This window comes from Parabacteroides sp. KHUB-03 (assembly GCF_056640975.1).
Map to the genome: position 1 here is coordinate 533,493 of NZ_CM153257.1, position 26,944 is coordinate 560,436.

Here is a 26,944-nt window from a genome sequence, read left to right on the forward strand (position 1 = left end):
TTAAGACGGTATTAAATGGGTTTGAAAGATGTATTTCAAGAATGTTACATTCGGATTACACAGACGGGTGCAGTTTTACGCCCGTCTGTGTTGAGTCCTTATTTATTATATTTACTCCAATCTACATTGTGCATGTCTCCGCTTGCTGCCAGTTCTTCGTGGAAAGCAAAACAGCATTTCAGGTTTTGAGGCGTATGCCCTTTTATTCCCATTGCCAGATACTCTTTCAATAATGGCTTGTAATCCGGATGAACACAATTGTCGATAATACAATTTGCACGTTGGATTGGCGATTTGCCACGCAAGTCGGCTACACCGTATTCTGTGATGATGATCTTTACAGAATGTTCGCTGTGATCGAGGTGGGAAACCATAGGTACAAATGCACTGATCTTGCCTTCTTTTGCTGTAGAAGGTGTTGTGAAAATGGATAACATGGCCGAACGGGTAAAGTCTCCCGAGCCACCGATACCATTCATCATCTTGGTGCCTGATACGTGTGTAGAGTTGATATTTCCGAAAATATCCGCTTCCAGAGCCGTGTTGATAGCAATTAGGCCTAAGCGGCGGGCAACTTCCGGATTGTTTGAAATCTCTTGTGGGCGAAGCAATAGTTTGTCTTTGAAGAAATCCAGGTTGGCATAAATTTCGCGGATCACTTCGTTGCTTACAGACAAAGAACAACCGCTGGCAAACTTAACGCGGCCTTGTTTCATCAGACCGATAACAGCATCCTGGATAACTTCGGTATATACGTTGAATGCCGGAATATCTTTGTTTTCACCCATACAGCCTAATACTGCATTGGCAACATTTCCTACGCCGCTCTGGAGGGGGACAAATTCTTTTGGTAAACGTCCCGCTTTAATTTCACTTACTAAGAAGTTGGCAACATTCTTACCAATAGCCATTGTAACATCATCCAGCGGAGCGAAAGCACCACCTTCGTTCGGTTCGTCTGTTTTAACAATGCCGACGATCTTTGCCGGATCAACCTTTACACAATCACTACCGATACGGTCGGATGGAGTATAAATAGGGATTTCACGACGATAAGGAGGATCTGCCGGTTCGTAGATGTCGTGCATACCGCGAATTTCTTTTGGATGACGGCTGTTTAATTCTACAATGATGCGGTCGGCCATGCGGCAGATAGTAGGTAAAATACCAACACCACAAGTGGGAACGATTTCGCCGTTTTCTGTTACATCTGCAGCTTCAACAATGGCAACGTCTACTTTTCCCAGGAAGCCATAACGCATGTTTTGTGCCAATTCCGATAAGTGCATATCAAAGTATTGGGCACCGTGTGAGTTTAGAAGGTTGCGCAAGTCTTTGTTTGACTGGTAAGGAGTACGGAATTTGATTGCGTTTGCACGTGCCAGTTGTCCGTCAAGCTTGTCTCCTGTTGAGGCTCCTGTAAACATTCCGATTTGGAAAGGGTTGCCTTTTGCGTGTTCTTCTGCAGCTTTTTTAGCGATAGCACCTGGAACGACTTTCGGGCAGCCGGCTGGTGTAAAACCGCTGAAGCCTACATTATCATCGTGATGAACAAATGCAGCAGCTTCTTCAGCTGTGATAAATTTTAATGCCATGATAATTTGTTTTTATTTTGTAGTGAATCTTTCGGTTTAAAATCCGGGCGCAAAATTACATATAAAATACGATGTAACTAATATTTACGGTTAAGAATCTCGGAGCAAATAATTGCTTTTCGTAATTCTGCCATATCTGTAAATGTTTGTTCCGGTATAATGCCGTTTTCTTCTTCCTGTTGTAGTATTGAGATTGGTGCAGCCTTACTAGATTCCGGAATATTTTCTCCGGATAAAAAGGGGGGATGGACTGCTGTTTTTGCCGGTTGAGAAAATTGTTGTTGTTTGTTTGGCCTGTTCTTAATCACTGTTTGGGGTTGATCGGGGGCGGCTGGTTGAGGTTTTTCCTCCTGCATTTCTTGTAATATCTCCCAGAATCCTTTTTCCTGGGACGGTTCTGAGTCTTCCGGTATATCGTTGCCCGGCCGTCCAAGTATATTCTTTGACTGTTTTTTCCCCTTTCCGGAGCTAAGCAAACCGCTAACTCCGGCAATGATTAGGAAAACAATATATATCCAATCACCTGCGTTATCCATAACTTTGATTATTTTTTACTTCGTACGCTAAAACACTATGTTTTTGCTAATAGAGTTAGACAAAAATACAACTTTTTTCTGAACTTCAATGCTTTGCAATTTTTTAATATGTTGGACATTGGCATAAAACAGATCCCTTGATTCTTTTTTTCTACGCTTTTACAATATGTTCCTCCGCTTATTTTAAATTATTTACCTTTGCCATAATAAAAAGTGGTTATATCCGGAGTTCCGAAGGTTACGACTTTTGGAAGTGTGATTCACTCTTTTATTACGTTATTTACTGAAGTTGAGTTGTATTAGCATTATTACTTCTCTTTCTTCGCCATCACTAAATTTGACATCTACATACACCTGTTCGTAAGTTCCGGTAATGACGTTTGTAGGAAAATTACGGTCTTCACTGGTCGTTTCCCGGTCTTGTTAATTTTCATGGTCTTAGTTTATAAAGTTGCCGATTGACCGCCCTTCCTGTGACGGTATGGTAGTTTGGTTTTCCCTTGTACTATATTTATCAACGAATTGGTATGAATAGATTGTTTAATTAAAAATTTAGGAATCATGAAAAAGGCGAAGAAGTAAAGTAGGTTATTGGCGAGAAGCCCGGTTTTATGAGCTGATAGAACCGGGCTTCTACATATTAATTATTGAAGATGTAAACATTATGCTGAGTAATATATGATCTTATGAATAACAAATTGAGATAAGTCGTATGTTTATCCTGTAAAAATATAAATTTTTCATAGTTAAGTTTAGGAGCGTCTGGATAGTAATATCTAGACGCTTTTTATCATATTGCTATTTTACAACAAGTTTTGAACGGAATAGAGAGCTATGTTTTTTTATTTGTTTATCGTTTTGTGGAATGGAAGTTTGCCAGTATCTTTACCAAAATTTCAGAAGGAAGATATTAGACTGTCAAAAGGTTTGAAGATCACTCGATTAAATAGCATTTATTGTTTTTGCACTTTAGATGTAGGAATAATTATTGAAAAGTAAATCAACAGACTGGTATAAAAGTAAATAAGGGTAACTTCACAGCCACCCTTATTTGATTTAACCAAAACCTTAACTATGAAAAAATTTACGTTTTTCGTATGCAAATATAAGCGTGTAATTTGAATCATGCAAATATTCTCTCGTTTATTTTTTAGAGAAATTATTATTTAAACTTTATTAGTAATTAAGATGATTGAACAAGAAAATGGCGCAGACTTAAAATCTGCTGTCGTAAATGAAGAAAAGAAATTGTTTATTGAGACTTACGGATGTCAGATGAATGTTGCTGACAGTGAGGTTGTGGCTTCTATCATGCAGATGGATGGTTATTCCATGACGGAAAATATTGAAGAAGCAGATGCAATTTTTGTAAATACCTGTTCTGTGCGTGATAATGCCGAACAACGTATTTATGGACGTTTGCAGTATTTTCAATCGTTAAAGCGTAAGAAGAAGTCGCTTATTGTTGGTGTATTGGGTTGTATGGCTGAGCGGGTTAAGGAGGAGTTGATAAATGAACATCGCGTAGATTTGGTTGCTGGCCCGGACTCTTATATGGATTTACCAAATCTGATTGGTGCCGTAGAGCATGGAGAAAAAGCAATTAATGTGGAATTGTCGACACAGGAAACATATAAGGATGTAATTCCTTTAAAGTTGGGTGGTGTGAATATCGGCGGATTTGTTTCCATTATGCGCGGGTGTAATAACTTTTGTTCCTATTGTATCGTTCCTTATACGCGTGGACGTGAAAGAAGCCGTGATGTTGAAAGTATATTGAATGAAATACAGGATATGCGTCAGAAAGGTTTTAAGGAAGTAACATTGCTGGGACAAAATGTGAACTCCTATTTGTTTGAAAAAGACGGGCAGCAGATAACATTTCCTGTTCTGTTGGAGCAAGTAGCCCTGGCTGCTCCTGATATGCGTATTCGTTTTGTCACCTCCCACCCAAAAGATATGAGTGATGATACATTGCGCGTGATAGCTGCTCATACTAATATATGTAGGTATATTCATTTGCCGGCTCAGTCCGGAAGTTCGCGTATGCTGAAGGTTATGAACCGTAAATATACGCGCGAATGGTATTTGGATCGTATTGCGGCTATCCGCCGTATCCTTCCTGATTGTGCAATCTCTACCGATTTGTTTTGTGGTTTCCATTCGGAGACAGAGGAAGATTACCAGGAAACATTGTCTTTAATGCGAGAAGTGGGATATGACAGTGCATTTCTTTTCAAATACTCTGAACGTCCGGGTACTTATGCTTCAAAGCATTTGGCTGACGATGTTCCTGAAGAAGAAAAGGTACGCCGCTTGCAAGGTATGATCGATTTGCAAAATAAACTTTCCGAAGAAAGTAATCTGCGTGATATAGGTAAAGAATTCGAAGTTTTGATTGAAGGTTTCTCTAAACGCTCAAGAGAACAGTTGTTTGGCCGTACAAGCCAGAATAAAGTGGTAATCTTTGATAAGAGGAACTATCACGTTGGACAATTTATCAAAGTGAGGATATTACGTGCATCTTCGGCTACTTTATTCGGGGAACCCGTAGATAATTAATCAAAAGTATAGGATGTTTTTTGTTTTTGACCTGGGTGGAATTTGATTTTGACCCAGGTCGAAATTAATTTTTAGCTAGGTCAAAATTGATTTTGGGCGGCTCAAAAGAATAATTCTTCCCGTACTTCAGCCTAAAAGTAGAGGATTCCAATATTAAAAAAACGGTATTGATTCTTATGTAAGAAGTAATTCTCTATGGTTAAAGATTTGTAAATACGTATGGCGTTACGCAAATAATTCGTTCTTTTGCAGAAAAATTGGGAGGTGTGTTCTCTTTACGCATCTCCCCAATTTATTTAATTCAATTAAGAGCGTGTCTGATGGCTGAAAATAAAAAGGTTAGTACTGTATCTTTCTTTAATTCTCGTCTTACTTCTGTAATCAGTATAGCATTGGTGCTTTTCTTGTTAGGACTGATTCTCTTGATGGGATTATTAAGTAATAAGCTTTCTGTTTATGTAAAAGAAAATATAGCATTTTCCATATTGTTAAAAGATAACCAGAAGGAAGCCGATATTAAGCGAATGCAAAAAAGTCTGGATGCATTGCCTTTTATTAAATCAACAGAATATATTTCGAAAGAACAAGCTGCAAAGGAATTGGAAGAAGAGCTTGGCGAAAATCCCGAGACTTTTCTTGGTTTTAACCCGCTGCAAGCATCTATGGAGGTAAAACTGCATTCGGAATATGCTAATCCAGATAGCCTCAAACTGATAGAGAAACAAATAAGAACCTATACTTCTGTTACAGATTTGCTTTATCGTAAGGATATGATGGAAATGGTTCATAATAATATGAAGCGGGTTGGAATAATATTGCTGACATTGGCGGTTGTACTGATGTGCATATCCTTTGTCCTTATCAGTAATACGATTCGTTTACTTATTTATTCGAAGCGTTTCCTTATCCATACAATGAAGTTGGTTGGTGCTACGCCCGGCTTTATTCGCAGACCTTTTGTAAGGTATAATGTGATAAGTGGTATTTTTGCATCTATACTTGCAATATTGATGTTGACCGGTGCGTTATACTATCTACAGAATGAATTGAAAGGTTTCATTCAGATATTGGATGTTCAATCGTTGCTTATTGTATATGCTGCCGTGTTGGGATTAGGGATTTTATTATCTGTCGTAGCAACAATATTTGCGGTGAACAAATATCTCAGAATGGGCGTTGATAAATTGTATTATATATAATATTAGAGAGATAGAAAGATGGCAAAGAGAGATTTTGCATTTGGTAAAGAAAATTTTATACTGATTGCAATTGCAATCGTATTTATTGTTGTGGGCTTTATGTTGATGAGTGGTGGTGGCTCTGTAGACGGAGTTTCTTTTAACCCGGAAATATTTAGTACCCGCCGTATTGTTGTCGCTCCGATTGTGACTGTATTGGGCTTTGTAATTATGATTTTCGGCATACTGAAGAAAAGTAAAGAAGTAGCCGAATGAGCTGGTTTGAAGCATTAATCTTGGGTATAATACAAGGTCTTACTGAGTTTTTGCCGGTTAGCAGTAGCGGACATCTGGCCATAGGTAGCGCTCTGTTTGGTATTCAGGGAGAAGAGAATCTGACATTTGCCGTAGCGGTGCATGCTGCTACAGTGTTGAGCACCATTGTGGTTTTGTGGAGCGAAGTGTCCTTCTTGTTCAAGTCCTTTTTCTCCTTTAAATGGAATGAAGGAACAAAGACAGTCTGTAAAATATTATTGTCTATGATTCCGGTTGGAATTGTGGGCGTTTTCTTTAAAGATTATGTGGAAGAAATATTTGGCAGCGGATTGTTGATAGTAGGCTGCATGCTTCTTGTTACGGCTGCGTTGCTGGCATTTTCTTATTATGCAAAACCGCGCCAGAAAGAAGAAATATCTTTTAAAGATGCATTTATTATCGGTATAGCACAGGCTTGTGCAGTATTGCCGGGCTTATCGCGTTCGGGTTCAACTATTGCGACCGGACTTTTGTTAGGCGATAAGAAAGAGCAGGTTGCTAAGTTTTCTTTTCTGATGGTGATTATTCCGATTTTAGGAGAAGCCTTTCTGGATCTGATGAAAGGTGGTTTTTCTCCTGAAGAGTCAGGAATATCGTCAGTTGCTTTGATCACTGGTTTTATAGCAGCTTTCGTATCGGGAGCGATCGCTTGTAGATGGATGATTAATCTGGTGAAGAATGGAAAGCTTATTTATTTTGCTTATTACTGTGTGGTTGCCGGATTATTTACGATTATATATTCGCTTGTTTAATGGATTTTATTGCAGGAGAGGTTCTTTGTTTTAATAAGCCACTGCGGTGGACTTCTTTTGATTTGGTAAATAAGTTTCGCTATAAATTATCGCGTAAACTTAAGGTGAAGAAAATAAAGGTGGGACATGCCGGTACGCTTGATCCGTTGGCAACAGGTGTGATGATCGTGTGTACGGGTAGGGCTACTAAAAGAATTGATGAACTTCAATATCAGACGAAAGAGTATGTGGCAACCCTGAAATTGGGTGAAACCACTCCTTCTTTTGATCTGGAAAAAGAGGTAGACGGGGTTTATCCGACAGAGCATATTACTTGTAAGATGGTGGAAGATGTTTTGCAATCGTTTGTGGGAACGATACAACAGATACCGCCGGTCTTTTCTGCTTGCAAGATTGAGGGAAAGCGAGCGTATGAACTGGCCCGTAAAGGGGAAAAGGTAGAGTTGAAAGCAAAAACATTGGTGATAGATGAAATGGAATTGCTGGAATGTAATTTGCCGATAGTAAAAATACGGGTTGTGTGTAGTAAAGGCACATATATTCGTGCTTTAGCCCGTGATATCGGGGTTGCATTACACTCGGGTGCCCATCTGGTTGCATTAGAGCGTACGCGAATTGGTGATGTTACTTTGGATATGTGCATGTCGCCGGAAGATATAGATGATTTTCTGGAAAAGAATGTAGATATAGAAATAAAAGAAAATAAATAGAATAGCATTATGAAGCTGTCGAAATTCAAATTTAATTTGCCGTCGGAACAGATAGCATTGCATCCGACAAATAACAGAGATGAATCGAGAATGATGGTCGTAAACCGTAAGACCGGAGAGATTGAACATCATGTTTTCAAAGATATACTGAATTATTTCGGAGAAAAAGATGTATTTATCTTCAATAATACAAAAGTATTTCCCGCACGTTTATATGGGAACAAGGAAAAGACGGGGGCACGCATTGAAGTCTTTTTATTACGTGAACTGAATGAAGAATTACGTTTGTGGGATGTGCTGGTGGATCCGGCCCGTAAGATTCGTATCGGTAATAAATTGTATTTCGGTGAAGACGATTCTATGGTGGCAGAGGTGATAGATAATACTACTTCACGCGGCCGTACGCTTCGTTTCTTATATGATGGTAATCATGACGAATTCAAGAAAGCTTTATACGCTTTGGGCGAAACTCCGCTTCCAAAGTATATAGACCGTCCGGTAGAAGCAGATGATGAAGATCGTTATCAGAATATTTTTGCAACAGAAGAAGGCGCTGTTGTTGCTCCGGCAGCCGCTTTGCATTTTAGCCGTGAGTTAATGAAACGCCTGGAGATAAAAGATTGCCGTTTTGCTTTTCTTACATTGCATTCGGGTTTGGGTAACTTCCGTGAAATAGACGTAGAAGACCTGACTAAACATAAGATGGATTCGGAACAAATGGTTGTTGATACGGATGTTGTGAATATTGTGAATACGGCAAAAGACAACGGACATCAGATTTGTGCGGTAGGGACATCGGTTATGCGTGCTGTTGAGACAGCTGTAAGCACAGATGGCCATTTGAAGGAATTTGAGGGATGGACGAATAAGTTTATCTTCCCGCCTTATGATTTCAGTGTTGCTACAAGCATGGTGACAAACTTGCATATGCCATTGTCTACATTGTTGATGATGACTGCTTCTTTTGGTGGTTACGACCTGATAATGGACGCTTATGAAGTTGCTCTGAAAGAAGGCTATCGCTTTGGAGCCTATGGTGATGCAATGTTAATTCTGTAAATATATTACGAATGGCAACAGCATACCTTAGTTTAGGAACGAATATAGGAAATAAACGAAGAAATTTAATAACAGCGGCAGCGTTGTTAGCCGAAAGGGTGGGAGATATTCTCGCCCTTTCTGATATATATGAAACAGAACCTTGGGGCTTTGAATCGGAAAATACATTTTTGAATGCGGCTTTAGCGCTTCGTTCCTTACTTTCACCATTAGAGCTGCTTGATGCAACCCGCTTGATAGAGATTGAAATGGGGCGTGTGGAAAAAAGTAATGGTACATATCAGGATCGTATTATCGATATAGATATATTAATGTACGACGACATTGTGATGCAGACTTTGCAACTTACTATTCCTCATCCTCTAATGCACAAACGTTCTTTTGTGATGGAACCGTTGGCAGAGATAGCTCCGGATGTGGTTCATCCGGTTTTTCATAAAACAATTGCCGAACTTGCCGGTTTTAAGTATAAATAATTTTACCCGTAAATACAGATAAATATGGATATAAATAAAATACTGACAGAAGGTATGGTCTTTAAAAAGGCCAAACAAGAACCATCAAAAGATGGTAAGAAGATTAAGTTTTCGGACTTCCTGAAGGGTACACATGGCTCAGACTCTGCAAAAAAGAAGGCGGAATATAAGTATAAAAGAGCTATGCGTAATAAAAAGAACAGAGGATAGGCTGAAAGTAAATGTGTGTTTGCCAAAACATTTACTTATATAAATAGTGTTCTTAATAATAGAAGTGAATGTTTAATTATTGAATCGAGTATGAAAAAGATTGTTGTTTTGTTATGTTCTTGTTTTCTTATGACGGCTTGTGTAAACAGCTCAAAGACAAATAAGGAAGAAAAGAAAAGTGAAACGGTTGCAGATATGCATAATGCCGAGAATTCGTTGGATGTTGATGGTGTTTATACCGGTACGTTTCCTGCTGCGGATTGTCCGGGTATAGAGACGACTCTGACGCTGAATAAGGATAACACCTTTACTTTGCATTCTGTATATATTGACCGGAAAGATGGGACTTTTGATGATAAAGGAACATATACACTTGATAAAAACCTGCTTACCCTTAAAGTCGATGGTGATAGTGATCAATATTATAAAGTTGGTGAAAATAAACTGTTCCGTTTAGACAGTGATAAGAAAGAAATTACAGGTCCGTTGGCCGAACATTATATTTTAACAAAAGAATAAAACTTAAAATATCCAGGTTTGACAAATTTTGTATATATTTGCAACCGAATTGATGTGGATAGATTTGTATTGCTTGCAACCACAGGAAAAAATGCTAAAAACAAACCTCTTTTCTAAGCCGTTCGGCAAACAATTCCTCCTAAATCAATTCATTACTAATATACATATTTAATCATTGAAGTAATGAGTTATTTATTCACCTCCGAATCGGTGTCTGAAGGACACCCCGATAAAGTAGCCGATCAAATATCGGATGCTTTGCTTGATGAGTTTTTGGCTTATGACAAAAACTCGAAAGTTGCTTGCGAAACCCTTGTTACAACCGGGCAGGTTGTCTTGGCTGGAGAAGTTAAATCAAGTGCATATGTAGATGTGCAGGAAGTAGCGCGTGGCGTGATTGAAAAGATCGGCTATACGAAAAGCGAATACCAGTTTGAAGCTAAATCATGCGGTGTATTTTCTTCTATCCATGAACAAAGCGGTGATATTAACCGTGGCGTGGAACGTGAAGATCCGTATAATCAGGGCGCCGGAGACCAAGGTATGATGTTTGGTTATGCCACAAACGAAACCGAAAACTATATGCCTCTTGCATTAGACCTTTCTCACAGCCTGTTGTGGGAATTAGCTTCTATTCGTAAAAATGAACCGGATCTGATGCCTTATCTTCGTCCGGATGCAAAGAGCCAGGTTACAATTGAATACGACGACAATGGCAAACCTTTGCGTATTGATACAATTGTAGTTTCTACGCAACATGATGAGTTCATCAGCCCTAAAGGTATTTCACAGGAAGAAGCCGATATTGCTATGCAAAAGAAGATTGCTGCCGACGTGAAAAATATTCTTGTACCACGTGTTAAAGCTCAATATCCGGCTCATGTCCAGTCTTTGTTTAGTGATGAAATTATCTACCACGTAAATCCAACTGGAAAGTTTGTGATTGGTGGTCCTCATGGCGATACAGGTTTAACCGGCCGTAAGATTATTGTAGATACTTATGGTGGAAAAGGTGCTCACGGTGGTGGTGCTTTCTCTGGAAAAGACCCTTCGAAGGTAGACCGTTCGGCTGCTTATGCAGCACGTCATATTGCAAAGAATATGGTTGCAGCTGGTGTTGCCGATGAAATGTTGGTACAGGTATCTTATGCTATCGGTGTTGCAAAACCTATGAATATCTTTGTAAATACATTTGGCCGTGCCAAAGTGAATATGACTGATGGCGAGATCGCTGCTAAGATATGGGATTTATTTGATATGCGTCCGAAGGCAATTGAGGAACGTTTGAAATTACGTAATCCGATTTATTTGGAAACTGCATCTTATGGACATATGGGACGTAAGCCTGAAGTTGTAAAGAAAACATTTGTGTCTCGTTACAACACGAAGCCTACTACTTGTGAAGTTGAGCTTTTTACTTGGGAAAAGCTAGACTATGTTGACAAAGTAAAGAAGGCATTTAGCTTGAAATAAGAATATTTCCTGTTTAATTCATGAAAAGCCGTTTTCGTATGCTTTATGTATGCGATAACGGCTTTTCTTTTGAAAAATAGGGAAATAAATGCTTTAACTTGTATTATAAGACTTGGTATGTACCTAATAATATGGCAATCTGTTTGTCATCCTTCTTCGTGCTGCATTTCTATTTCCTTTACTTTCCGGAATAAATCGGATGCGAAAATAAAATCATTCAGAGCTTTATTACTGGACGTGATTACTTGTTCTTTCGTTCCCTGCCATTCTTTTACTCCTTCTTTTATGAAAATAATATTTTCTCCAATATTCATTACGGAGTTCATATCATGAGTATTAATGATAGTTGTCATCTTATATTCAACTGTAATGTCGTGAATCAGATCATCAATAATCAATGATGTCTTTGGGTCCAGACCTGAGTTTGGTTCGTCACAAAACAAATATTTAGGGTTCAGGGCTATGGCACGTGCTATGGCGGCACGTTTCATCATACCTCCACTAATTTCGGATGGGAACAGATGCCCGGCTTCCGACAGATTTACGCGATCCAAACAAAATTGAGCTCGTTTTTGGCGCTCTTTTGCAGAATCATTGGAAAACATATCGAGTGGAAACATAACATTTTCCAGGACGGTCATGCTGTCAAACAATGCGGAACCCTGAAAGAGCATACCCATTTCGCGGCGGAGCATATTCAGTTCGTGCTTATTCATTGTAAGCAGGTTGCGTCCGTCATACAATATTTCTCCCTTATCCGGTTTCATCAGTCCGATGATGTTTTTGATAAGAACAGTCTTTCCCGAGCCGCTCCGACCTATAATCAGGTTCGTTTTGCCGTCTTCAAAGACCGTATTAATATCATGGAGTACAACACGCCCGTCAAAAGACTTTGTTATATTTTTTACTTCAATCATCTTATGTTAGCATTAAATGGGTTAATATTACGTCGGCAAGCAGGATCATAATACTACTCATTACTACTGCATTTGTGCTGGCTTTACCGACTTCCAGTGCTCCGCCTTTCACATAATAACCGAAGTAAGCAGCTATGGATGAAATGATGAAAGCGTAAACTACGGATTTGATAATAGAATACCAAATATAAAATTCGTTGAAATAAAATTGCAATCCATATTCGAAAGATGCGGGAGTCATCCCTGTCCCTGTTGAGTAGCTGGCAGCAATACCTCCCAGGATACCGGTAAACATACTGAAGATAACTAAAACGGGGATGAAGATCATTAGACCAATCATTTTAGGAAGAATCAGGAAGTTTGCAGAGTTAACCCCCATAATTTCCATAGCATCGATTTGTTCGGTGACACGCATTGTCCCTATTTCCGATGCGATATTACTACCTACTTTGCCTGCCAGAATCAAACACATGATGGAGGAAGAAAACTCCAGTAATATGATTTCACGTGTTGTATAACCAATGGTAAATTTAGGAATTAATGGCGAGCTGATATTTAATGATATCTGAATGGCTATAACGGTGCCGATAAAAATGGATATAATAATTACAATCCATAGCGAATCAACTCCCAGCTTGTAAACCTCTTTTATCAACTGTTTGAAAAACATACTCCACCTGTCAGGTATGGTAATACTTTTCATCATTAATTGGGTGTATTCACCCACTCTATGTAATGCTTTATTCATTATCTGATTGCTATTCAATTACAGTCTGCAAATATAACGCAAATATGGCAACAACGGTTCATTTCTTACTTGATACTTCTGGTTTGAATTAAATATAAATCGGAGCTAAGCTTTTTGCAGAATATGAATTGTCTGTCTCTTTCTTGCTTGTAACTGATTTATTCTGTTTCTTTGTGCCAAAGATTTAAGGTATGTCAGAAGAAGAACAAATGATTCTCCGGACGGAGGATTTGGTGAAAAAATATAGGACACGTACGGTAGTAAACCATGTTTCCATTAATGTGAAACAGGGAGAGATTGTTGGTTTGTTAGGGCCTAATGGGGCAGGCAAGACAACTACGTTTTATATGACAGTAGGATTGGTTACTCCTAATGAAGGCAAAATCTTTTTGAATGATATGGAGATAACGAAATTCCCGGTTTATAAGCGTGCCCGCAATGGGATTGGCTATTTAGCCCAGGAAGCTTCTATCTTCCGGAAAATGACGGTTGAAGATAATATTCGTTCCGTACTAGAGATGACAGACACGACTGCCGAATACCAGAAAGAAAAACTTGAAAGTTTGATTGCCGAATTTGGTTTGAATAAGGTACGGAAGAATTTGGGAGACCAACTTTCGGGAGGAGAACGCCGCCGTGCAGAGATAGCGCGCTGTCTTGCCATTAATCCGAAGTTTATTATGTTGGATGAACCTTTTGCAGGTGTAGACCCTATTGCTGTACAGGATATTCAAACTATTGTAGCAAAATTAAAGCATAAGAATATCGGTATTTTGATTACAGACCATAATGTATATGAAACACTGAGTATTTGCGACCGGGCTTATTTGTTGTTTGAGGGTAAGGTGTTGTTCCAGGGGAGTGCGGAACAGTTGGCCGAAAACGAAATTGTCCGTGAAAAATACCTGGGTAAAGATTTTGTTTTGCGGAAAAAGGACTTATGAATAGTAGGAGAATTTGATCCTGATCATTTTGCAAAAACATCCCGATGATTTAATCAAATCATCGGGATGTTTTTGTATTGAATCAATTGCCTTTTATTAATTCTTTCCGGATATATTTATTTAATATGATAAAGGATATCAGCGTGACAAAAGCCATGCTTGCGAAAGATAATAAATGAGCATCTGAAATATCACCGGAAACCAATTCCAGATTTTTCCACCGGCTGTTCGACATGCCTATAACTGCTGTTGCATTGTTTACAAAATGGGCAAAAACAGGTATCCAGATACATTTACTCCAATAAAGCAAGTAACCGAAATAGGCACCTAATAACAGACGTGGTATGAATCCGAAGAACTGCATATGGAATGCGCTGAAAATAAATGCGGCACTCCATATTATTATGTGGTGGTTGGGGCTCCATTTGCCGATTATTCTCTGTATGGTTCCGCGAAAAAGGAACTCTTCTGTTATGGCTGCTGTTACTGCTATAACAATCAGATTGGAAAGCAAAGTAAGTATTCCTCCTTCTGATAATAATAACTCTGTCATGTGTTCGGCTGCATCCTCTTGTGTTCTCATCCAATTTTCTATGGGAGCCAAAATAGAAGGCAATTCCATTTGTTTGTTTAATACGCCTGTGAGCGTAATCGTGGGTGAAAACAGATACATGCTGATAAGTATCAATAGCATGATTCGAACGTTCGGTGTCTTTTTTATTGACAAATACCAGGAAGGTCTGTTACTGCACGTCCAGGCTACGGCAATTGCCGGAAAAAGGAACATTCCGATGGAAGAAAGAAATTGCAATGTTCGCATTATACCGGGATACTGGTATATATCAGCCTTTACTCCATGGGTAAGGAATAAGACTCCCATACCTAAAACAGAAGATATAAATCCTCCGGCCAGCATAAAAAGCAATAGTAAGAAAATTTGGAACAAGGCCGGTTTGTCGGCGTAAAAACCTTTTAAATTCATATTTTCGGGCATAAAAAAACTTCTGCCCAAAGATAGACAGAAGTTTTTATTTTTTTAGGAAGAACTGATTACATTCTGGGTCTGGCTTCTTTAACAACCATCTGGCGACCTTCGAATTCAGCTTCGTTTAATTCTTCGATAGCTTTTTTTGCTGCAGAATCATCCGGCATTTCAACAAAAGCAAAACCTTTAGACTTGCCAGTTTCACGGTCCTTGATAATCTTTACAGAATCAACTGCACCGTATTCTTCCATTACTTGTTTCAAATCATCTTCCCGAACACGATAGTTCAGGTTTCCAATGTAAATGTTCATAAAAATAGAAAATTAAAAAAAATAAAATTGTTACTTAAATGAAAGTGTTATTAAACCGGAATTTCGTAACAATGAGATAATTTATTCGACAAGTAAATGCGGAAAAATCAACAAGTAGATGCAGAAATAAAAAACAATGTTATGTACGTTCAAGGTAAATTTCCTTTCACGCTACAAAGGAATACAAATATTTTAGATAAACAACTATTTATTTGAAAATAAAATGTGGAAATAGATACTTTTTTAATTGTGCTGAAACAAATTAGGTTAACTATTTGCGATATTGAAAGAATAAATCTAATTTTGCACCCTAAATTTTTGATACAGTATATTAATTAAATAAATAATCCAGAATGAACATTTCGCTGAAAAACAATGATGCCCTGAGTGGTATTATAAAATTAGAAATAGTGAAAGCTGACTACGAAAGTCAGGTTGAAGGAAATTTGCGTAAGCTCCGTCAGAAAGCTAATGTACCAGGATTCCGCAAAGGTATGGTTCCGGTCGGTATGGTAAAAAAAATGTATGGTAAACACGTTTTAATAGAAGAGATTAACAAAATTGTATCTGAGAATCTTTTCAAATATATCCGTGAAAATAATTTGGCTGTTCTGGGAGAACCATTATCAAGCATGACGGAACAAAAAGATATTGATTTTGATAAGGATGAAGATTTCGAGTTCTGCTTTGATGTTGCTTTTGCTCCTGCATTTAATATTGAATTAGACAAAAATGATAAATTAGTATACTATCAGGTTGCTATTGATGATGATATGCTGAATAAGCAGGTAGAATCTTATACTTCTCATTTCGGTTCTTATGACCAGGCCGAAGAAGTTGAAGAAAGAGATTTGGTGAAGGGTACTGTTGCGGAACTGGAAAACGGGGCTCCGAAAGAAGGCGGTATCGTTGTGGAAGATGCAGTTTTGATGCCATCATATATGAAAGATGAAGCAGAAAAGGCTAAATTTATTGGTTCAAAGGTTAATTCGGTAGTTGTATTTAACCCTAATAAGGCTTATGAAGGTGCGGAAGCCGAAATCTCTTCGTTCCTGAAGATTGGAAAAGAAGATGTTGCTAACCATACCGGTGATTTCAGCTTTGAAATTAAGGAAGTGACACGTCATAAAAATGCAGAACTGAATCAGGAGTTATTCGATAAAGTCTTCGGTGAAGGTGCTGTTACTAACGAAGAAGAGTTTAAAAATAAAATTAAAGAAGCCTTGGCCGAACAGTTTGATCCTCAGAGCAACTTTAAATTCCTGACAGACGCCCGCGAGTTGTTGTCTGCAAAAGCAGGTGAAATGGAAATTGCGGATGATTTGGTAAAACGTTGGTTGCTTGTTGCAAACGAAAAGAATACACCGGAAGCTATTGAAGAAGATTATCCGAAAATTAAAGAGGATTTGAAATATCACTTTATCAAAGATGCTTTAGTGAAAAAGTATAACCTGAATGTAGAGCGTGAGGATATTGAAAACTTTGCTAAACGTGTAGCGAAAGCCCAGTTCGCTCAATATGGCATGCTTTCTGTTCCTGAAGAAATGCTGGACAATTATGCGAAGGATATGTTGAAAAATCAGCAGACTATGCAGAATATTGCAGAACGTGCTATGGAAGAAAAGCTGGCTGCATGCTTGAAAGAACAGGTCGATCTGGAAATTAAAGAAATTTCGGCTGACGAATTCAATAAACTTTTTGAATAAAAAAGGAAAAATAAGGGCTTTTGCAAATTAGCCTGTTTCTTGAAAAAAGGGGATTTCTCTCTAAAAATATCTTAGCGGACAACAAATAAGTTGTTTCTTTCAGAAATTTATTTATAACTTTGTTTTTCCGTTAAGTCTTGAGAGGAATCCCTTTTTATGTCTTCTCGGAAATAATTATACAATAGAGAAATATGGAAGATTTTAGAAAATATGCTACGAAGCATTTGGGAATGAGCGGTACGGCTCTTGATAGCTATATGAATATCTCCAGTAGTTATATTTCGCCGACAATTATTGAAGAACGTCAGCTAAATGTTGCTCAGATGGATGTTTTTTCACGTTTGATGATGGATCGTATTATCTTTTTAGGTACACAGGTCGACGATTATACAGCTAATGTGATTCAGGCACAACTATTGTATCTTGATTCCAGTGATCCGGGAAAGGATATATCTATTTATATTAATTCTCCTGGTGGTTCTGTTTATGCGGGATACGGAATTTATGATACAATGCAGTTTATCAGTTCAGATGTTTCTACTATCTGCACGGGAATAGCAGCATCTATGGCCTCTGTGTTGCTGGTTGCGGGAAAGAAAGGAAAACGTTTTGCTTTGAAACATTCTCGTGTGATGATCCATCAACCGTTAGGAGGTGTTCAGGGGCAGGCATCTGATATAGAAATAACGGCTCGCGAAATCTTGAAAGTGAAGAATGAATTGTATACAATCATTTCTGAGCATTCGGGTAAGTCATTCGAAGAAGTTGAACGTGATGGTGATCGCGACTTTTGGATGACTGCTGCCGAGGCAAAGGAATATGGTATGATTGATGAAATTCTTGTTCGTAAATAATAAACTAAAAAGACAAGGCTTGGAAGCAGGCCTTGTCTTCATATTATAAGAAAGGAATATATATGGCCAAACCAACAGGCGATACTTGTACGTTTTGCGGGCGTAGTTCCCGGGAAGTAGATTTGTTAATAAATGGTATATCGGGTGCTATATGCGATAATTGCGTAAAACAAGCTTATGAAATTGTGAAAGAACAGATGCCGGCTAGTAAAACCTCTTTTGGATTGAACCAGAAAGATTTGCCGAAACCGGAAGATATAAAGACTTTTCTTGACCAATATGTAATAGGCCAGGATGAAGCTAAACGCTATTTGTCAGTATCTGTATATAATCATTATAAGCGTTTGTTGCAGAAAATAAATCCGGACGATGTAGAGATTGAAAAATCTAATATAATAATGGTGGGTGCAACGGGTACTGGGAAAACACTGTTGGCACGCACTATTGCCAAATTACTTCACGTTCCGTTTTCTATAGTAGATGCAACGGTGCTTACCGAAGCGGGTTATGTTGGAGAAGATATAGAAAGTATTTTAACCCGTCTTTTGCAAGCTGCCGATTATGACGTAGAAGCTGCTCAGAGAGGAATTGTATTTATTGATGAAATAGATAAAATTGCCCGTAAAGGGGACAATCCTTCAATTACGCGCGATGTTAGCGGGGAAGGAGTGCAGCAAGGTTTATTGAAATTATTGGAAGGTTCTATTGTAAATGTTCCTCCTCAGGGTGGGCGTAAACACCCGGAACAGAAGATGATTGCTGTTGATACAAAAAATATTTTATTTATTTGTGGCGGAGCTTTTGATGGCATAGAAAAGAAGATCGCACAGCGTTTAAATACTCGTGTGGTTGGTTATGCTGCAAGTAAAGATACTGCGGCAGTAGATAAGAATAATCTGCTGAAATACATTACTCCTACAGATTTGAAGTCATTTGGCTTAATACCCGAAATAATCGGGCGTTTGCCTATTTTGACTTATTTGAATCCTTTGGACCGAAATACGCTACGGAATATTCTTACAGAGCCTAAAAATTCTATAATAAAACAATATATTAAATTGTTTGAAATGGATGATATAAAGCTTACCTTTGATGAGTCCGTTTATGAGTATATCGTGGATAAAGCTTTAGAGTTTAAATTGGGAGCTCGTGGATTACGTTCAATTGTAGAGGCCGTCATGATGGATGCCATGTACAGTATGCCATCTGAAAATAAAAAAGAATTGCATGTAACTCTTGAGTATGCAAAAGAAAAATTTGAGAAATCGGATGTAAACCGTTTACAGGTTGCATGATTTAGAACGGTCTGTTTAAAATATTACAAGGTATGGCGAAGAAGGATAATTTAACTGAAGAACTGAAAAAATACTTTGGGTTTGATACCTTTAAAGGAAACCAGAAAGCTATTATTGAAAATGTACTGGCTGGAAATGATACGTTTGTACTAATGCCGACCGGAGGTGGAAAATCTTTATGTTACCAATTGCCTTCTTTATTAATGGATGGAACGGCAATTGTAATTTCACCTTTGATAGCACTGATGAAAAATCAGGTAGATGCTATGCGTAACTTTAGCGAAGAAGACGGGGTTGCGCATTTCATCAATTCCTCTTTAAATAAATCTTCGATTGACCAGGTTAAAAATGATATTTTGTCGGGACGTACAAAGCTGTTGTATGTTGCCCCGGAATCTTTGACAAAAGATGAAAATGTAGAATTTTTACGGCAGGTTAAAATATCATTTTATGCAGTAGACGAGGCACACTGTATTTCTGAATGGGGGCACGATTTCCGTCCGGAATACAGGCGGATACGTCCTATCATAAATGAAATTGGTAAACGTCCGCTTATAGCTCTTACTGCTACAGCTACGCCAAAAGTGCAACATGATATTCAGAAAAATCTGGGTATGATTGATGCTACAGTATTTAAATCATCATTTAATCGTCCTAACTTGTATTATGAAATTCGTCCTAAAGGTACGAATATAGACCGTGACATTATTAAATATATAAAATCCAACGAAGGTAAATCCGGTATTGTATATTGTTTAAGCCGTAAGAAAGTAGAAGAATTTGCCGATATATTGAAAGCAAATGGAGTTAAGGCTCTTCCTTATCATGCCGGAATGGATTCGCAATTGCGTTCTACTAATCAGGATGCATTCCTTATGGAAAAAGTAGATGTTATTGTGGCAACCATAGCCTTCGGTATGGGAATAGATAAGCCGGATGTGCGTTATGTAATTCATTACGACATACCTAAAAGTCTTGAAGGTTATTATCAGGAAACCGGGCGTGCAGGCCGTGATGGCGGTGAAGGCCATTGTATAGCTTTTTATGCATATAAAGATTTGCAAAAACTTGAAAAGTTTATGCAGGGTAAGCCTGTTGCCGAACAAGAAATAGGACGCCAGCTATTACTTGAAACTGCAGCTTATGCGGAAACATCGGTATGTCGTAGAAAAGTATTATTACATTATTTCGGGGAAGAGTTTTTGGAAGATAATTGTGGTAGTTGTGATAATTGTTTGAATCCTAAGAAACAAGTGGAAGCGAAGGAATTGTTGAGTGCTGTGCTGGAAGTAGTTAGTACATTAAAAGAAAAGTTTAAGACAGAATATATTGTAAACATGTTGGTAGGAAACGAGACGTCTGAAATTCAGTCGTATAAACATAATGAATTGGATGTTTTCGGCTCCGGTCAGGATGAAGATGAAAAAACGTGGAATGCTGTAATACGCCAGGCATTAATAGCTGGTTATCTGATAAAAGATATTGAAAACTACGGTCTGTTGAAAATATCCGATAAGGGGAAGGGATTTGTAGAAAAACCGGTTTCGTTTAAGATTACAAAAGATAATGAATTTGAAGAAGAAGAGGAAGAAGTTCCCGTACGTGGCGGTGCATCTTGTGCTGTAGACCCTGTTCTTTATTCGATGATGAAAGATTTGCGAAAAAAACTTTCTAAAAAACTGGAAGTTCCTCCTTTTGTTATTTTTCAGGACCCGTCGTTGGAAGCAATGGCTACGACCTATCCGGTTACGTTGGATGAGTTGCAGAATATCCCGGGTGTAGGAGCTGGCAAGGCAAAACGTTATGGTAAAGAGTTTGTCGAATTAATTAAGAAACATGTAGAGGAAAATGAGATAGAAAGACCTGAAGATTTACGTGTACGCACGGTGGCCAATAAGTCCAAATTAAAGGTTTCTATTATTCAACGTATAGATCGTAAAGTTGCCCTGGATGAAATTGCAATGACTAATGGTTTGGAATTTAGTGAATTGCTGGATGAAATAGAAGCTATAGTCTATTCGGGGACACGTATTAATATAGATTATTTCTTGAATGACGTTATGGACGAAGATCATATTGAAGATATTTATGAATACTTCAAAGACTCGGAAACTGATGCTCTGGAAGATGCTATAGAAGAATTGGGCGGTGATTATACGGAAGAAGAAATACGCTTGGTTCGTATTAAATTCCTTTCGGAGATGGCAAATTAAATACCTGTTTGAAAAGATAGTTTGGAATTCCTTTCGGATGAATTTTTGATTTCTTCCGAAAGGAATGTTTTTTTGATCCGCCAAAAGTTTGTATATTTGCACGCAATAATTTTTTAAAGCATAAATTCTATGTCATTTATTGCAGACAGGGTTGTTATGGATGGATTAACGTTTGACGATGTGTTGTTAATCCCTGCTTATTCGGAAGTTCTTCCACGGAATGTCGATCTCACGACAAAGTTTTCACGTAATATTGTATTGAATATACCAATGGTTTCGGCGGCGATGGATACGGTAACCGAAGCTAAGATGGCTATTGCTATAGCCCGCGAGGGAGGTATTGGTGTGATTCATAAGAATATGACTATTGCAGAGCAGGCAAAGCAGATTCAGAGTGTGAAACGCGCAGAGAATGGTATGATTTATGATCCTGTTACCATAACCAAAGGAAAGCATGTTGCCGATGCATTGGCAATAATGGCAGAATATAAGATTGGAGGAATACCTGTTGTTGACGAAAGCGGTTATTTGGTAGGTATTGTAACAAACCGTGATTTGCGTTTTGAAAAAGACATGGATCGTTCGATTGAAGAGGTGATGACTAAAGATAATTTAGTGGTGGCTGATCAATCGACTAATTTGGAAACGGCAGCTCAGATACTTCAGCAACATAAGATTGAAAAACTACCGGTTGTTGACAATCATAATAAATTGATAGGTCTGATTACGTATAAAGATATTACACGTGCAAAAAACAAACCGCAAGCATGTAAAGATGCTAAAGGCCGTCTTCGTGTTGCTGCCGGGGTTGGGGTTACTTTCAATACATTTGAACGTGTGGAAGCTTTGGTTGAAGCTGGTGCTGATGCTTTAGTAATTGATACGGCGCATGGACATTCAAAAGGCGTGGTAGATGTTTTGAGGCAGATAAAGGCGCGTTATTCCAATATTGATTGTGTGGTTGGTAATATCGCAACAGGCGAAGCTGCCAAGTATTTGGTAGATGCGGGAGCTGATGCGGTGAAAGTTGGTATCGGCCCTGGTTCTATTTGTACGACACGCGTGATAGCGGGAGTGGGCGTGCCGCAATTATCCGCTATTTATGATGTGGCTAAAGTGTTGCAAGGAACAGACGTGCCCTTAATTGCAGATGGTGGCTTGCGTTATTCCGGAGATATTGTGAAGGCAATTGCAGCCGGAGGGTCTTCTGTAATGATGGGATCTTTGTTGGCTGGCGTAGAAGAGTCTCCGGGAGAAACTATTTTGTTTAACGGGCGTAAGTTTAAATCTTATCGTGGAATGGGATCGTTGGAAGCTATGCAAAAAGGTTCGAAAGATCGTTATTTCCAGGATGTGGAAGATGATGTAAAGAAATTAGTGCCCGAAGGTATTGCAGCCCGTGTCCCTTATAAGGGATTGCTTTATGAAGTTATCTATCAGATGGTAGGTGGTTTGCGTGCCGGAATGGGATATTGCGGAGCTCATAATATAGAAGAATTGCATCATGCAAAATTCACCCGTATTACAAATGCGGGAGTGTTGGAAAGTCATCCGCACGATGTTGCGATTACCCGGGAAGCTCCGAATTATAGTCGCGGAGAATAGTAAATTCATGCCTTGTATTTTATAAAAAACACTAATTTAATGGTATAGCATACTTTTCTTAGCCGGCAACCGTTAGATTAGTGTTATTTTTGTAATGTATAATAGCAGTATGGTAAAAGAGTTTTTGATGAAAAAGTTACTTGTATTATCTTTGATATTTGCTTGCTACACGGGAAAAGCACAGACTCTTCCGGATTCTGTGGTAATGACCATAGCCGGCAAACAAATACCTTTATCGGAATTTGTTTTTATAGCAGAGAAGAATAAGGAGGTCGATTTATCAGACAGCAAATCTGTAAAGGCGTATGTTGAATTATTTAAAAACTTCAAATTAAAAGTAGCAGAAGCGGAAGATTTGGAGTTAGATAAAACAGATGCTTTTAAAGAAGAGCTTGACGGTTATCGTACACAGCTTATTGCAAGTTATTTATCAGACAAAGATGCAGAAGAAGCTGTTGCCCGTGAAGTCTATAATCGCGGAAATGAAGAGCTTGAGTTGAGTCATATACTATTTCGTTTGAAAGGTAATATTGTTTCTAAAGATACGGTTGATGTTTATAATAAAGCCTTGCAGGTATATAACCGGATTAGTAAAGGAGAAGATTTTGATGTTGTCGGCAAAGAAATAAATGGACAGGAGAACGATAATATTCATTATGAATATGTGCATTGTTTATTGCCGATGCAAACATTGAAAGCGTTTGAAAATGTAGCTTATTCAATGCCGGTTGGTGCAATTTCCAGACCTGTCCGTACGAATATGGGATTTCATTTGATTAAAATACATAACCGTAGGGCAAACCGGGGAAGAATTCATATAGCACACATATTGATCGCTTTTCCAAAAGACACGGTTGCTAATAGTCAATCTGAGGTATTGGAAAGGGCACAGGAGGTTTATCAAAAAGCAAAGAACGGAGCAGACTTTGCAGAGCTTGCAAAACAGTATTCGGATGATACTGCTTCTGCGCAGAAAGGAGGAGAATTACCAATAACCGGGCCCGGTGAGATGGTTGATTCTTTCGAGGATGCTGCGTTTGCCTTAACCACCCCGGGACAATTGTCCGGTTTGGTGAAAACGCCTTTTGGTTATCATATAATAAAACTGATAGAAAAGCTAGACAGATCTCCGTTTGAAGCCGAAAAGAAAAAGTTGGTGCGTGCTATGGGACAAGGAGAGCGTAATTTTGAATTATATAAGGTTTTTGATGACCGTATGAAAAAAGAATATGGTTATGTTTTTTACCCTGAAGCTTATGCAGAGTTGCAGGCATTATGCAATGATCATTTCCCTACAGATGCCTCCTTTTATGAAAAGGCGAAGCAGATGAATAAGACCTTGTTCCACGTAAACGGTATTGATTTTCCGCAAAGTGAATTTGCTTATTATATCCAACGTTGTCCTTTTTCTACAAAAATCTATGCCGGCGACTTTATGCAAGATGTTTATAATCTTTTTGTTCGTGATATTGTGACAACGGCAGAGCGCGGGAATTTGTCGCTAAAACATCCTGAGTTTGATCATTTGATGCAGGAATATAGAGATGGTATATTATTATTTGATGTAAGTAACCGGGAGATTTGGACAAAGCCTGTTAACGAACAGAAAATGTTGGAAAAACAGTGGATAAAAAGCCTGAATGAGAAATATCCGGTTGTAATTAACTGGAAATTGATAAATAAGGTCAAGAAATAAAATATAAATCGATGAAATATAGCTTCATTTTTATAGCGTTTGTATCTTTGCTGTGTGCATGTAAGGGAACACAGCCGATGGATGATACGGATGTATTGGTAAGAGTGAAGGATCGTATGCTGAAACGTTCGGAAGTAACGAGTCTTATTCCCAAAAGTGCGACGTCGGAAGATAGTTTGTTGTTGGCGGAGAGTTATATAAAAAAATGGGTAAAAGATGCCTTGGTTTATGATGTGGCTCTACGTAATTTGGGTGATGATAAAGATGCTGTAGATAAATTGGTGGATGAGTATCGTAGTTCTTTGGTTCGTTATCGTTATTTGGAACAGTTGGTGAATGAACGCTTATCTGCAAATATTCCCGAAACAGATAAGTTAAGTTATTACGAGGAGAACCAACAGAAATTTATTTTGGATAAGAGCCTTATTAAAGGTCTGTTCCTGAAAATACCACAAGATGCGCCGGGAATATCCGATGTGAAAAGCTGGTATAAATCAACTTCTGAGGCTTCATTGGAAAAAATAGAGAAGTATAGTGTGCAGAATGCTGTAATTTATGATTACTTTTACGACAAATGGGTCGACTTTGATGAAGTGATGGATAATATACCTGTTCATGTGGCTAACTCGGCTGATTATTTGAAAGTAAATAAGTTCGTGGAGGTTTCTGATAGTAGCTATTGTTATCTGTTGAATATTAAGGAATACCTTTCAGTGGGAAGTGTGGCTCCTTATGATTATGCAACCCCTCAGATTACCGAGATGTTGATTAATCGACGAAAAGTAGATTTTTTGAAAAAATTTGAAGACGAATTATATAACGATGCTATCAGAGGCGGCGATGTCAAATTTTATGACGGCTCTAATAAATGATTATAAAACGGTAGACATGATGAAAAAGTTTTTAGTAGTATTTTTTCTTGCCTGTTGGACTTGTGCAGCGATGGCGCAAGACAATGTTATTGATGAAATTGTGTGGGTGGTAGGAGATGATGCGATTTTACGTTCTGACGTCGAAGCCCAGCGTTTGTATTTGGCAAATGAAGGACAGCGTCTGGACGGTGATCCCTATTGTGTGATTCCGGAAAGGATGGCTATTGATAAACTATACTTGAATCAGGCAAAAATAGATAGTATAGAAGTTAGCGAATCACAAATTATTCAGCAAGTAGACCAATGGATGAATTTTGCTGTAAATCAGATTGGATCAAGGGAAAAACTGGAAGAATATTTTAATAAAAAATATTCGCAGATTAAAGACGAACGTAAAGAAATGGTTCGTGAGCAGCAGATCGTGCAGCAGATGCAACATCAATTAGTTGGTGAAATTAAGTTGACACCCTCTGAAGTTCGTAAGTATTATAACCAGTTGTCGAAAGATAGCCTGCCAAATATCCCTACGACGGTAGAAGTACAGATAATTACAATGGAACCTAAAATTCCTTTTGAAGAGACGGATGCTATCAAAGCCCGTTTGCGTGATTTTACAGAACAGGTGACAAGCGGAAAAATGGAGTTTTCTACATTAGCACGTTTATATTCTGAAGATCCGGAATCGGCAAAACGTGGTGGTGAATTAGGTTTTATGGGAAAAGGTATGTTAGCCCCAGAATTTGCAAATGTGGCATTTAACCTGACAGATCCGAAACGTGTATCTCAGATTGTGCAGACAGAATATGGTTATCATATTATCCAATTGATTGAAAAACGCGGAGACCGTATTAATTGCCGCCATATTTTGTTAAAACCAAAAGTGTCGGATAAAGAATTGAATGAAACAATGGCTCGTATGGATTCTTTATATAATGATTTACAGGATAATAAATTCTCGTTTGAAGATGCTGCAACGTTTGTATCTTATGATAAGGATACCCGGAATAATAAGGGATTGATGGTAAATCAGAATTATGAAAGTGATCATGTCAGTACGCCTAAATTCGAGATGCAGGAATTGCCGCAGGAAATAGGTAAGATTGTATATAATATGAAGGTGGGTGATATATCAAAACCGTTTACGATGATTACAAATAAGCAAAAAGATGTTGTTGCTATTGTAAAACTGAAAGCCCGTGTGGAAGGCCACAAAGCAAACTTGTCGGATGACTACCAGGCATTAAAAGCAATCGTGGAAGGACGGAAACGTGAAGAACTTTTGAATGACTGGATTGCGAAGAAACAAAAAACAACTTATATCCGTATTAGCGACGGATGGAGGAATTGCGATTTCCGCTATCCGGGATGGATTAAAGAATGAAACTATTTACTAAGTTATTATTAATACATTTG

The 26,944-nt window shown here is 38.3% G+C and carries 25 protein-coding genes; 19 read left to right on the forward strand and 6 right to left on the reverse strand.

The features are described 5' to 3' along the window. Positions 1 to 98: 98 nt before the first annotated feature. Both ACYIB7_RS02125 and ACYIB7_RS02130 read right to left on the reverse strand, forming a co-directional pair. Positions 99 to 1,595 (reverse strand): butyryl-CoA:acetate CoA transferase, encoded by a 1,497-nt coding sequence (locus ACYIB7_RS02125; RefSeq protein ID WP_103983883.1) that lies wholly within the window; start codon positions 1,593 to 1,595, stop codon positions 99 to 101. Positions 1,596 to 1,672: 77 nt separating this feature from the next. Further along, complete coding sequence (locus ACYIB7_RS02130) at positions 1,673 to 2,131, reverse strand: hypothetical protein (RefSeq protein ID WP_480337974.1); 459 nt, start codon at positions 2,129 to 2,131, stop codon at positions 1,673 to 1,675. Between the two features lie 1,188 nt (positions 2,132 to 3,319). Between ACYIB7_RS02130 and miaB the strand changes: the two genes are divergently transcribed. From miaB to metK, 10 genes are all read left to right on the forward strand, one after another. After that, positions 3,320 to 4,693: a tRNA (N6-isopentenyl adenosine(37)-C2)-methylthiotransferase MiaB gene (miaB, locus tag ACYIB7_RS02135; RefSeq protein WP_103983881.1), complete on the forward strand. Its 1,374-nt coding sequence runs from the start codon at positions 3,320 to 3,322 to the stop codon at positions 4,691 to 4,693. 320 nt (positions 4,694 to 5,013) lie between these two features. Next, positions 5,014 to 5,892, forward strand: a complete 879-nt coding sequence (locus ACYIB7_RS02140) for a cell division protein FtsX (protein ID WP_103983880.1) — start codon at positions 5,014 to 5,016, stop codon at positions 5,890 to 5,892. 18 nt (positions 5,893 to 5,910) lie between these two features. Further along, positions 5,911 to 6,147, forward strand: coding sequence for a DUF3098 domain-containing protein (locus tag ACYIB7_RS02145; RefSeq protein WP_103983879.1), 237 nt, complete (start codon positions 5,911 to 5,913; stop codon positions 6,145 to 6,147). Then, positions 6,144 to 6,938 (forward strand): undecaprenyl-diphosphate phosphatase, encoded by a 795-nt coding sequence (locus ACYIB7_RS02150; RefSeq protein ID WP_103983878.1) that lies wholly within the window; start codon positions 6,144 to 6,146, stop codon positions 6,936 to 6,938. The genes ACYIB7_RS02145 and ACYIB7_RS02150 overlap by 4 nt, the downstream gene beginning before the upstream one ends. Continuing rightward, positions 6,938 to 7,648 carry a tRNA pseudouridine(55) synthase TruB gene (gene truB, locus ACYIB7_RS02155; protein ID WP_103983877.1) on the forward strand — a complete coding sequence of 237 codons (711 nt, stop codon included), beginning with the start codon at positions 6,938 to 6,940 and terminating at the stop codon, positions 7,646 to 7,648. Before ACYIB7_RS02150 ends, truB begins: the two co-directional genes overlap by 1 nt. 9 nt (positions 7,649 to 7,657) lie before the next feature. Continuing rightward, positions 7,658 to 8,707, forward strand: coding sequence for a tRNA preQ1(34) S-adenosylmethionine ribosyltransferase-isomerase QueA (gene queA / locus ACYIB7_RS02160; RefSeq protein ID WP_480337976.1), 1,050 nt, complete (start codon positions 7,658 to 7,660; stop codon positions 8,705 to 8,707). 11 nt (positions 8,708 to 8,718) lie between these two features. After that, on the forward strand, positions 8,719 to 9,183 hold the full coding sequence (gene folK / locus ACYIB7_RS02165) for a 2-amino-4-hydroxy-6-hydroxymethyldihydropteridine diphosphokinase (protein WP_480337977.1): 465 nt from the start codon (positions 8,719 to 8,721) through the stop codon (positions 9,181 to 9,183). 24 nt (positions 9,184 to 9,207) lie between these two features. Then, positions 9,208 to 9,393: a hypothetical protein gene (locus tag ACYIB7_RS02170; RefSeq protein WP_099463593.1), complete on the forward strand. Its 186-nt coding sequence runs from the start codon at positions 9,208 to 9,210 to the stop codon at positions 9,391 to 9,393. Positions 9,394 to 9,483: 90 nt separating this feature from the next. Further along, positions 9,484 to 9,912 carry a copper resistance protein NlpE gene (locus tag ACYIB7_RS02175; protein ID WP_099463592.1) on the forward strand — a complete coding sequence of 143 codons (429 nt, stop codon included), beginning with the start codon at positions 9,484 to 9,486 and terminating at the stop codon, positions 9,910 to 9,912. A gap of 183 nt (positions 9,913 to 10,095) precedes the next feature. Beyond that, positions 10,096 to 11,385: a methionine adenosyltransferase gene (gene metK / locus ACYIB7_RS02180; RefSeq protein ID WP_103983875.1), complete on the forward strand. Its 1,290-nt coding sequence runs from the start codon at positions 10,096 to 10,098 to the stop codon at positions 11,383 to 11,385. Positions 11,386 to 11,531: 146 nt separating this feature from the next. Here the strand turns inward: metK and ACYIB7_RS02185 are convergent, their stop codons facing one another. Then, positions 11,532 to 12,302, reverse strand: a complete 771-nt coding sequence (locus ACYIB7_RS02185) for an ABC transporter ATP-binding protein (RefSeq protein WP_103983874.1) — start codon at positions 12,300 to 12,302, stop codon at positions 11,532 to 11,534. Between the two features lies 1 nt (position 12,303). After that, positions 12,304 to 13,050 (reverse strand): MlaE family ABC transporter permease, encoded by a 747-nt coding sequence (locus ACYIB7_RS02190; protein WP_099463589.1) that lies wholly within the window; start codon positions 13,048 to 13,050, stop codon positions 12,304 to 12,306. 191 nt (positions 13,051 to 13,241) lie between these two features. Between ACYIB7_RS02190 and lptB the strand changes: the two genes are divergently transcribed. Next, positions 13,242 to 13,994 carry an LPS export ABC transporter ATP-binding protein gene (lptB, locus tag ACYIB7_RS02195; RefSeq protein WP_099463588.1) on the forward strand — a complete coding sequence of 251 codons (753 nt, stop codon included), beginning with the start codon at positions 13,242 to 13,244 and terminating at the stop codon, positions 13,992 to 13,994. An 82-nt stretch (positions 13,995 to 14,076) separates the two neighbouring features. Here the strand turns inward: lptB and ACYIB7_RS02200 are convergent, their stop codons facing one another. Beyond that, positions 14,077 to 14,976, reverse strand: a complete 900-nt coding sequence (locus tag ACYIB7_RS02200; RefSeq protein ID WP_480337980.1) for a CPBP family intramembrane glutamic endopeptidase — start codon at positions 14,974 to 14,976, stop codon at positions 14,077 to 14,079. 68 nt (positions 14,977 to 15,044) lie between these two features. Further along, the gene (locus ACYIB7_RS02205; RefSeq protein WP_099463587.1) at positions 15,045 to 15,290 is read right to left on the reverse strand and encodes an RNA recognition motif domain-containing protein; all 246 of its coding nucleotides are present in this window, start codon (positions 15,288 to 15,290) and stop codon (positions 15,045 to 15,047) included. Between the two features lie 353 nt (positions 15,291 to 15,643). Here ACYIB7_RS02205 and tig point away from each other — a divergent pair, with 353 nt between their 5' ends. The 8 genes from tig to ACYIB7_RS02245 all read left to right on the forward strand — a co-directional run bounded on the left by tig (position 15,644) and on the right by ACYIB7_RS02245 (position 26,912). Further along, positions 15,644 to 16,996 (forward strand): trigger factor, encoded by a 1,353-nt coding sequence (tig, locus tag ACYIB7_RS02210; RefSeq protein WP_103983873.1) that lies wholly within the window; start codon positions 15,644 to 15,646, stop codon positions 16,994 to 16,996. 191 nt (positions 16,997 to 17,187) lie between these two features. Next, entirely contained in the window at positions 17,188 to 17,850 is a 663-nt protein-coding gene (gene clpP, locus ACYIB7_RS02215) for an ATP-dependent Clp endopeptidase proteolytic subunit ClpP (RefSeq protein ID WP_103983872.1), read from the forward strand. Positions 17,851 to 17,912: 62 nt separating this feature from the next. Beyond that, positions 17,913 to 19,145, forward strand: coding sequence for an ATP-dependent Clp protease ATP-binding subunit ClpX (gene clpX / locus ACYIB7_RS02220; RefSeq protein WP_103983906.1), 1,233 nt, complete (start codon positions 17,913 to 17,915; stop codon positions 19,143 to 19,145). A 32-nt stretch (positions 19,146 to 19,177) separates the two neighbouring features. Continuing rightward, entirely contained in the window at positions 19,178 to 21,358 is a 2,181-nt protein-coding gene (gene recQ / locus ACYIB7_RS02225) for a DNA helicase RecQ (protein WP_103983871.1), read from the forward strand. Between the two features lie 129 nt (positions 21,359 to 21,487). Then, positions 21,488 to 22,963: an IMP dehydrogenase gene (gene guaB / locus ACYIB7_RS02230; protein ID WP_103983870.1), complete on the forward strand. Its 1,476-nt coding sequence runs from the start codon at positions 21,488 to 21,490 to the stop codon at positions 22,961 to 22,963. 109 nt (positions 22,964 to 23,072) lie between these two features. Continuing rightward, positions 23,073 to 24,659 carry a peptidylprolyl isomerase gene (locus ACYIB7_RS02235; protein WP_480337982.1) on the forward strand — a complete coding sequence of 529 codons (1,587 nt, stop codon included), beginning with the start codon at positions 23,073 to 23,075 and terminating at the stop codon, positions 24,657 to 24,659. Positions 24,660 to 24,670: 11 nt separating this feature from the next. After that, complete coding sequence (locus ACYIB7_RS02240) at positions 24,671 to 25,531, forward strand: peptidyl-prolyl cis-trans isomerase (protein ID WP_480337983.1); 861 nt, start codon at positions 24,671 to 24,673, stop codon at positions 25,529 to 25,531. Positions 25,532 to 25,547: 16 nt separating this feature from the next. Further along, positions 25,548 to 26,912 (forward strand): peptidylprolyl isomerase, encoded by a 1,365-nt coding sequence (locus ACYIB7_RS02245; protein WP_103983905.1) that lies wholly within the window; start codon positions 25,548 to 25,550, stop codon positions 26,910 to 26,912. The last annotated feature ends 32 nt before the right edge of the window (positions 26,913 to 26,944 follow it).

Bases quoted from the DNA above. Each gene is read 5' to 3' on its own strand.
- ACYIB7_RS02240 (WP_480337983.1), top strand. From the start codon at position 24,671: ATGAAATATAGCTTCATTTTTATAGCGTTTGTATCTTTGCTGTGTGCA.
- ACYIB7_RS02150 (WP_103983878.1), top strand. From the start codon at position 6,144: ATGAGCTGGTTTGAAGCATTAATCTTGGGTATAATACAAGGTCTTACT.
- clpP (WP_103983872.1), top strand. From the start codon at position 17,188: ATGGAAGATTTTAGAAAATATGCTACGAAGCATTTGGGAATGAGCGGT.
- ACYIB7_RS02200 (WP_480337980.1), bottom strand. From the start codon at position 14,976: ATGAATTTAAAAGGTTTTTACGCCGACAAACCGGCCTTGTTCCAAATT.
- ACYIB7_RS02205 (WP_099463587.1), bottom strand. From the start codon at position 15,290: ATGAACATTTACATTGGAAACCTGAACTATCGTGTTCGGGAAGATGAT.
- ACYIB7_RS02235 (WP_480337982.1), top strand. From the start codon at position 23,073: ATGGTAAAAGAGTTTTTGATGAAAAAGTTACTTGTATTATCTTTGATA.
- lptB (WP_099463588.1), top strand. From the start codon at position 13,242: ATGTCAGAAGAAGAACAAATGATTCTCCGGACGGAGGATTTGGTGAAA.
- ACYIB7_RS02185 (WP_103983874.1), bottom strand. From the start codon at position 12,302: ATGATTGAAGTAAAAAATATAACAAAGTCTTTTGACGGGCGTGTTGTA.
- recQ (WP_103983871.1), top strand. From the start codon at position 19,178: ATGGCGAAGAAGGATAATTTAACTGAAGAACTGAAAAAATACTTTGGG.
- ACYIB7_RS02175 (WP_099463592.1), top strand. From the start codon at position 9,484: ATGAAAAAGATTGTTGTTTTGTTATGTTCTTGTTTTCTTATGACGGCT.
- ACYIB7_RS02145 (WP_103983879.1), top strand. From the start codon at position 5,911: ATGGCAAAGAGAGATTTTGCATTTGGTAAAGAAAATTTTATACTGATT.
- ACYIB7_RS02140 (WP_103983880.1), top strand. From the start codon at position 5,014: ATGGCTGAAAATAAAAAGGTTAGTACTGTATCTTTCTTTAATTCTCGT.
- guaB (WP_103983870.1), top strand. From the start codon at position 21,488: ATGTCATTTATTGCAGACAGGGTTGTTATGGATGGATTAACGTTTGAC.
- queA (WP_480337976.1), top strand. From the start codon at position 7,658: ATGAAGCTGTCGAAATTCAAATTTAATTTGCCGTCGGAACAGATAGCA.
- metK (WP_103983875.1), top strand. From the start codon at position 10,096: ATGAGTTATTTATTCACCTCCGAATCGGTGTCTGAAGGACACCCCGAT.
- folK (WP_480337977.1), top strand. From the start codon at position 8,719: ATGGCAACAGCATACCTTAGTTTAGGAACGAATATAGGAAATAAACGA.
- ACYIB7_RS02125 (WP_103983883.1), bottom strand. From the start codon at position 1,595: ATGGCATTAAAATTTATCACAGCTGAAGAAGCTGCTGCATTTGTTCAT.
- miaB (WP_103983881.1), top strand. From the start codon at position 3,320: ATGATTGAACAAGAAAATGGCGCAGACTTAAAATCTGCTGTCGTAAAT.
- truB (WP_103983877.1), top strand. From the start codon at position 6,938: ATGGATTTTATTGCAGGAGAGGTTCTTTGTTTTAATAAGCCACTGCGG.
- clpX (WP_103983906.1), top strand. From the start codon at position 17,913: ATGGCCAAACCAACAGGCGATACTTGTACGTTTTGCGGGCGTAGTTCC.
- ACYIB7_RS02245 (WP_103983905.1), top strand. From the start codon at position 25,548: ATGATGAAAAAGTTTTTAGTAGTATTTTTTCTTGCCTGTTGGACTTGT.
- tig (WP_103983873.1), top strand. From the start codon at position 15,644: ATGAACATTTCGCTGAAAAACAATGATGCCCTGAGTGGTATTATAAAA.
- ACYIB7_RS02170 (WP_099463593.1), top strand. From the start codon at position 9,208: ATGGATATAAATAAAATACTGACAGAAGGTATGGTCTTTAAAAAGGCC.
- ACYIB7_RS02190 (WP_099463589.1), bottom strand. From the start codon at position 13,050: ATGAATAAAGCATTACATAGAGTGGGTGAATACACCCAATTAATGATG.
- ACYIB7_RS02130 (WP_480337974.1), bottom strand. From the start codon at position 2,131: ATGGATAACGCAGGTGATTGGATATATATTGTTTTCCTAATCATTGCC.